Here is a 4,667-nt window from a genome sequence, read left to right as displayed (position 1 = left end):
AAAAAGGGCTCGGCGTGAGCCGAGCCCTTTTTTGAGAGGCAGAAAGCAGTCTACCGCACCGGGCTATCCCTTGGCGCCGGAGTCCCCTCGCAGGCGCCGCTGTTTCACCCGGATATGTCCATCAGATCAGAGCTGAGAATTAGTTGGGATCCGACGGTTTTTTCATGTCGATGATAGGCCTCGTCGAGGAGGAGGGTCGCGACGTTCATGATCTGTCGCCGGTTTCCTCGGCAATGAGAGGCGATGATGTCCCTGGCGTCGGTGTCGAACAGGCTGTCCGGAGCCTTGGCCTGGAGGAGCCGATAGGCGATAAACTCATGGCTTTCGGCCTCGTCGAGGGATGTCATGGCAAAGATGCCGGTGAGTCGGGTTCGGATCGGTATCATGGCGTGGAGTCCAAGGGTTTTGGCCAGGGTTTCGTCGCCGACCAGGATGAGGGATGCGGCGGCGGTTTTTTTCTGGGGGCTGACCATCATGGAGCACAGATCCATCATGGATTCCCGCTCCATGAGCTGTGCATCGTCGATGACAAAGACCGGGTAACGGGCATTGGCCTCGGCGGCCATGCCGGTGATATGCTTCTGGAGTTTGACGAGAATCGGGACGGCGCGACCGGCGGTGTCGACGCCCAGTTCATCGGCCACGGCCCGCAGGATGCCGCTTCGCTTCAATCCGCCGTAAGGCACCAGTGTGGGCCGGTAGTAGTTGGGATCGAGGCCGGCCGTCATATGACCGACGAGGGTGGATTTACCGGTGCCCGAGGCGCCGGTAACGGCAAAGCTTTTACCGCATCGCAACAGGGAAATGCAGCGGTCCGTGAGGCGGGCATCGCGGCCCCCCACAAAGGGTTGGGCCAATGTATAGGTGTCTGTAAATGGATGCCTGTTCCAGTTGAAGAATTCGCTCATGGAGGGTTTGTGTGCGGTCGTCATCGGTCACCTCCGGGACGGTCGAAGCGGCGGGCGTTTTCGGACAGGTTGACGTCCCGTGCCGTGAGCATGGACTCCCCATAGCAGATGTTGGAGAGGTCCCATGGCATATAGTAGATGGTGACCCGTGCGCCGGGCGCAGCCCCGGGGACCTCGAAGAGCCGATTTTTGAGCCGGATGGTGCCGTCCCGGTAGACCTTGCAGCGGCGCTCCATGCGGAACAGGGGTTCGACATCGGCGGTTTCCGGCACGGGTTTGCAGACATTGGGGATGGACATTCGCTTTTCGAGGGGCGAGCATTCCAGGCGGCTGTGGATGCGCCGGTGATAGAGGGAGAGCCATTGATCGAAGTTGACGTTGAGCTGCTCGATGGTTTTTGAGGTGTCGCTGGCCAGGAACTGGTCCCGGACGGTCCGGAAAAACCGTTCCACCTTCCCGCGGCCCTGGGGCCGGTAGGCGGGGGTGTGCAGCAGATGAATGCCGGCCCTGGCGCAGGCCAGTTTGAGATGCCGGCTCTGGTAGCAGGGGCCGTTGTCGACATAGAGCCTTTCGGGAATGCCGAATCGGCGCACGGCCGTCACCAGATCCCGGATCATCGCCTCGACGGTTTCCGAAAAGCCGAAGCCGCCCTGAACGCCCCACCGGCTGGCGTCGTCGATGATCATGTGGAGGAGGGTCTTGCGTTTGTTCCGACCCGTTCGGATCTTCGGACCGTGGAGAAAATCGGCGATCCACATCTGGCCGAAGGCATCGAAGGCGAAGGGCTGTACGGCGGCGGTGTCCGGCAGGCGGGGATCGCGCTGGAGGTGATGCCTTGCGGCGAATCGGTAGAGAGCGGATTCGCTGGGCTTCCGGCCGTTCCACCGCCCGGTTTCCAGCAGGTGCTGGAGCATCAAGGCGATGGTCCAGCGGGGATGGCGCTCCCGAAGCTCGAACATGGCCGTCGCCAGGTTTTCAGGGACCTGATGGGTGCCTTTGTCGGCGCGCGGCTGGTTTTTCAGGGCCGAAAGCCCCCCGCGGCGATAGCGATAGAGCCATTTGCGCAGTGATTCGAAGGTCGGCTGAACCGGGATGCCGTCCGGCCGCAGGTAGGTGCCTTCGGCAAGCGCTTTCATTTTGAGGGTCAGGGATCGATCGTCGCCGTGGCCGTGGAGGAGGGGGCTGATGATCCCGTAGCGCCACAGGGCCAAATCCAGTGTTTCGTCGGGGTGGTCGTCTTGTTTTTTCACCGTAGGGTCTCCTTTCATTGAATCGGTTTGCCTCGGTGTAAAAAACCATCTGATTTTATACAATATGCGTTTTGTGTGGGTGGCCTGTGGCCGGTGTCAGCGGGAGAAAAAAGCATGGGAAAAGCCCTGGATAAAACCGCTCCAGCAGCGGTGGGGATCCAGACACGGCGACGGCCCCCAGGTTCCAGCCCGGCTTTCGGCGGCCAGCCAGGACCGCAGGCGTCTGGCCGATGCGATCCGACGACGGATGGTGCTCCATGCCGTGCCGGTCGCCCGGGCCAGGGCGTTGACGGACTGGCCCGAAAGTTCGTGAAGGGTCAGGATCGTCAGGAGAAAACAGAGCGGCACGCGCCACACCGGGAGCAGGGGGTGCGGCAGGATGGAGAATGTCTGACGAAGACACTGCACATTATGGCAGCGGTACCGCTGAACCTGGATGGCTTCATGTCCGTTGAACAGATATCAGCGGTAAAATCCGTGCTTGATCAGGCGGTATCGCTCGCCGCAGACGGGGCAGAAAATTTCAAGGGACTGTTTTTCCTTGGCAACGGCGGTCAAAGACGATAGCATGGCGGCGAGGGTGGGGTAGATGGTGGGCTGATGAAAATCAGTTTAGAAAAACGGTAGTATTTTGATCCCAATTTTGTTCCGTTTTGCTGACTATTGACATGATCTCTTTCCTTTTCGACTGAACTGATTGACCGATATTCTTTTTATACCATTCGAACACTTTTTTCGTTGGCACCGTTTCAAGCGCCTTTTGGATGACATCGTGACTTGTTTTTGAGACAACCGCTGCAAGGCTGAGCAACATTGCAGTGAAGCCGCTTTTTACCTGATCCTGTTCCAGATTTTTCAATTTGCCAAAAACCGATTCGATCACTTCGCTGCTCCCAAGCAGCCTCTCGTCCGGCGTTGCCTTCAGCGATTGTTCCTCTATAAAAGTGAGCAATTCCTCACCGACTCTCTTCGCCCTGTCGGTATGCGGGCTAAAGATCGGATCCTCTTTTAAATCGATATGGCAGTTGTGGTATATCCCGACAAATTTTATGTAGCCTTCCGCCGTCTTAACAACCTCAATGAGATCCTGCCATTCTGTAAGATGATCACGGTATTCGTTCAGCCACCCGAGCTTATCATCAATCTCATGAGGAGGGAATCGGTCATCAGGCTCGGATTTCAGGATATCCAGATAGCAAAGCTTCTCCTGTCCCCATTTCACCAGTTTATCCACATTCATATACCGCGCCTTGCTTCTCTGATTTGGCGGCGCCAACGCCGATAGACCGGTCTGCTGAACTCTCTTGCTGGTTTGGGCCGCCAACTGAATAAACTCTGACCAGTGCGGATCATCTTTGAGTTCGCGCTTTAGTATGGCGGCGCCTTTATGTTTGATATCATATATATAGCAGGTCTGTTCATGGTCCTGGCAGAATCTTTCAATCCCCGATTTTATGTCGGTACCATGATCCCCGATTATTTCTCTTGGCATACCGGTTTTCTCGGCGGCTTGAGTAAGCTGCTGGAAAACAATCTCGCCATTGGAATGGGTTACCGGCAACAAGGCAATCGGTTCGACATCTTCATGATTTAAATACAGCTCGGCCTCTGGCAATTTGCTTTGACGGATACCTAAAATAACGAGGCATTTCTCACTACCAAGCTGGACCGTATGATCGACAATCCAGATCCAATCATCGGCCCACTCCTGTTCCCGATGGAGCTTATAGTACCCGAGACGAAGCAACCACAGCCGGCCGCTGTACCACGATGGTACAGATTGCCCCAGCTCTAAAAAAGATAACATGGAGGCAATGACGCGGCTTGTTCCTCTCAGACTTGTACAGCCGGTTAATACAAAGGATATAAAAAGGCTGATATGGGCGACTGAATATTTATGAAACGCGGGTTTCTGATTGAATTTTTCTTCAATCGCGTTATTCGTTACAGTTTTTTTTTCCGATCTTGTTGGAGTTCTTTTTCCAGCTCTTTCACCCTTTTATTCAGCTCTTCTTTTCGCTTCTCCAGATACCGGACCTTATTCTGAAGCATCTTGACCTTATATTTCGCTTCCTGGCATTTGGTCTTCCAGTTATCGCGACTCTTTTCAAAGAATTTAACCAGCTTTCTCAAAGGGCTCTTGTAGCCATCATCATCGTCAGAATTTCTATTTTCATCAAGCATGGATTAAACCTCCAAAAAATGAAGTTTAAAATTCTATCCATACTTGATACACGCAAGAATGTCCAGTTCGTTTTTATTTGATGCTTTCTAAATGCTACAAAAGTTTAGAATTGCTTGGAACATTTCCAGAATGAAAATTATATGCCACCTCATCATGGATTTTCATCACCCCACCTTGCACGGCCATCAGTTGCGATTTTCCTTAACCCCCTCTGCCGCCGGGAGAGGGTTGGGGTGAGGGTAAAAAAGCGAAGATTGTGACCGCTCAAAGTATAGTGATCGATAGCTCAGCCATTTGATAGCAAAATAAGGAATCAGCAATACC

General features: G+C 54.3%; 6 protein-coding genes. 1 reads left to right on the top strand and 5 read right to left on the bottom strand.

Features of this window, described 5'->3' with window-relative positions; all coding sequences use genetic code 11:
• Positions 1-104: 104 nt before the first annotated feature.
• From ACEW8N_RS07000 to ACEW8N_RS06990, 3 genes are all read right to left on the bottom strand, one after another.
• Positions 105-932: an ExeA family protein gene (locus ACEW8N_RS07000; protein ID WP_373499084.1), complete on the bottom strand. Its 828-nt coding sequence runs from the start codon at positions 930-932 to the stop codon at positions 105-107.
• The gene (locus ACEW8N_RS06995) at positions 929-2,158 is read right to left on the bottom strand and encodes a DDE-type integrase/transposase/recombinase (RefSeq protein ID WP_373499083.1); all 1,230 of its coding nucleotides are present in this window, start codon (positions 2,156-2,158) and stop codon (positions 929-931) included. The genes ACEW8N_RS07000 and ACEW8N_RS06995 overlap by 4 nt, the downstream gene beginning before the upstream one ends.
• Positions 2,159-2,254: 96 nt before the next feature.
• Positions 2,255-2,566, bottom strand: a complete 312-nt coding sequence (locus ACEW8N_RS06990) for a hypothetical protein (RefSeq protein ID WP_373499082.1) — start codon at positions 2,564-2,566, stop codon at positions 2,255-2,257.
• A gap of 3 nt (positions 2,567-2,569) precedes the next feature.
• Here ACEW8N_RS06990 and ACEW8N_RS06985 point away from each other — a divergent pair, with 3 nt between their 5' ends.
• Positions 2,570-2,725, top strand: coding sequence for a hypothetical protein (locus ACEW8N_RS06985; RefSeq protein ID WP_373499081.1), 156 nt, complete (start codon positions 2,570-2,572; stop codon positions 2,723-2,725).
• A gap of 40 nt (positions 2,726-2,765) precedes the next feature.
• On the opposite strand, the gene ACEW8N_RS06980 is transcribed toward ACEW8N_RS06985, so the two are convergent.
• Positions 2,766-3,965 (bottom strand): hypothetical protein, encoded by a 1,200-nt coding sequence (locus tag ACEW8N_RS06980; RefSeq protein WP_373499080.1) that lies wholly within the window; start codon positions 3,963-3,965, stop codon positions 2,766-2,768.
• Positions 3,966-4,102: 137 nt separating this feature from the next.
• Complete coding sequence (locus ACEW8N_RS06975) at positions 4,103-4,342, bottom strand: hypothetical protein (RefSeq protein WP_373499079.1); 240 nt, start codon at positions 4,340-4,342, stop codon at positions 4,103-4,105.
• Positions 4,343-4,667: the final 325 nt, after the last annotated feature.

This window comes from Desulfococcus sp. (assembly GCF_041737845.1).
In the GTDB taxonomy this organism is placed as follows: domain Bacteria; phylum Desulfobacterota; class Desulfobacteria; order Desulfobacterales; family Desulfococcaceae; genus Desulfococcus.
Note: the sequence above shows the minus strand (reverse complement) of the source record. Positions and strands in the feature narration are given on the sequence as shown.

Coding starts and splice junctions, on each gene's coding strand:
- ACEW8N_RS07000 (WP_373499084.1), bottom strand. CDS start 932: ATGACGACCGCACACAAACCCTCCATGAGCGAATTCTTCAACTGGAAC.
- ACEW8N_RS06985 (WP_373499081.1), top strand. CDS start 2,570: ATGGCAGCGGTACCGCTGAACCTGGATGGCTTCATGTCCGTTGAACAG.
- ACEW8N_RS06980 (WP_373499080.1), bottom strand. CDS start 3,965: ATGTTATCTTTTTTAGAGCTGGGGCAATCTGTACCATCGTGGTACAGC.
- ACEW8N_RS06975 (WP_373499079.1), bottom strand. CDS start 4,342: ATGCTTGATGAAAATAGAAATTCTGACGATGATGATGGCTACAAGAGC.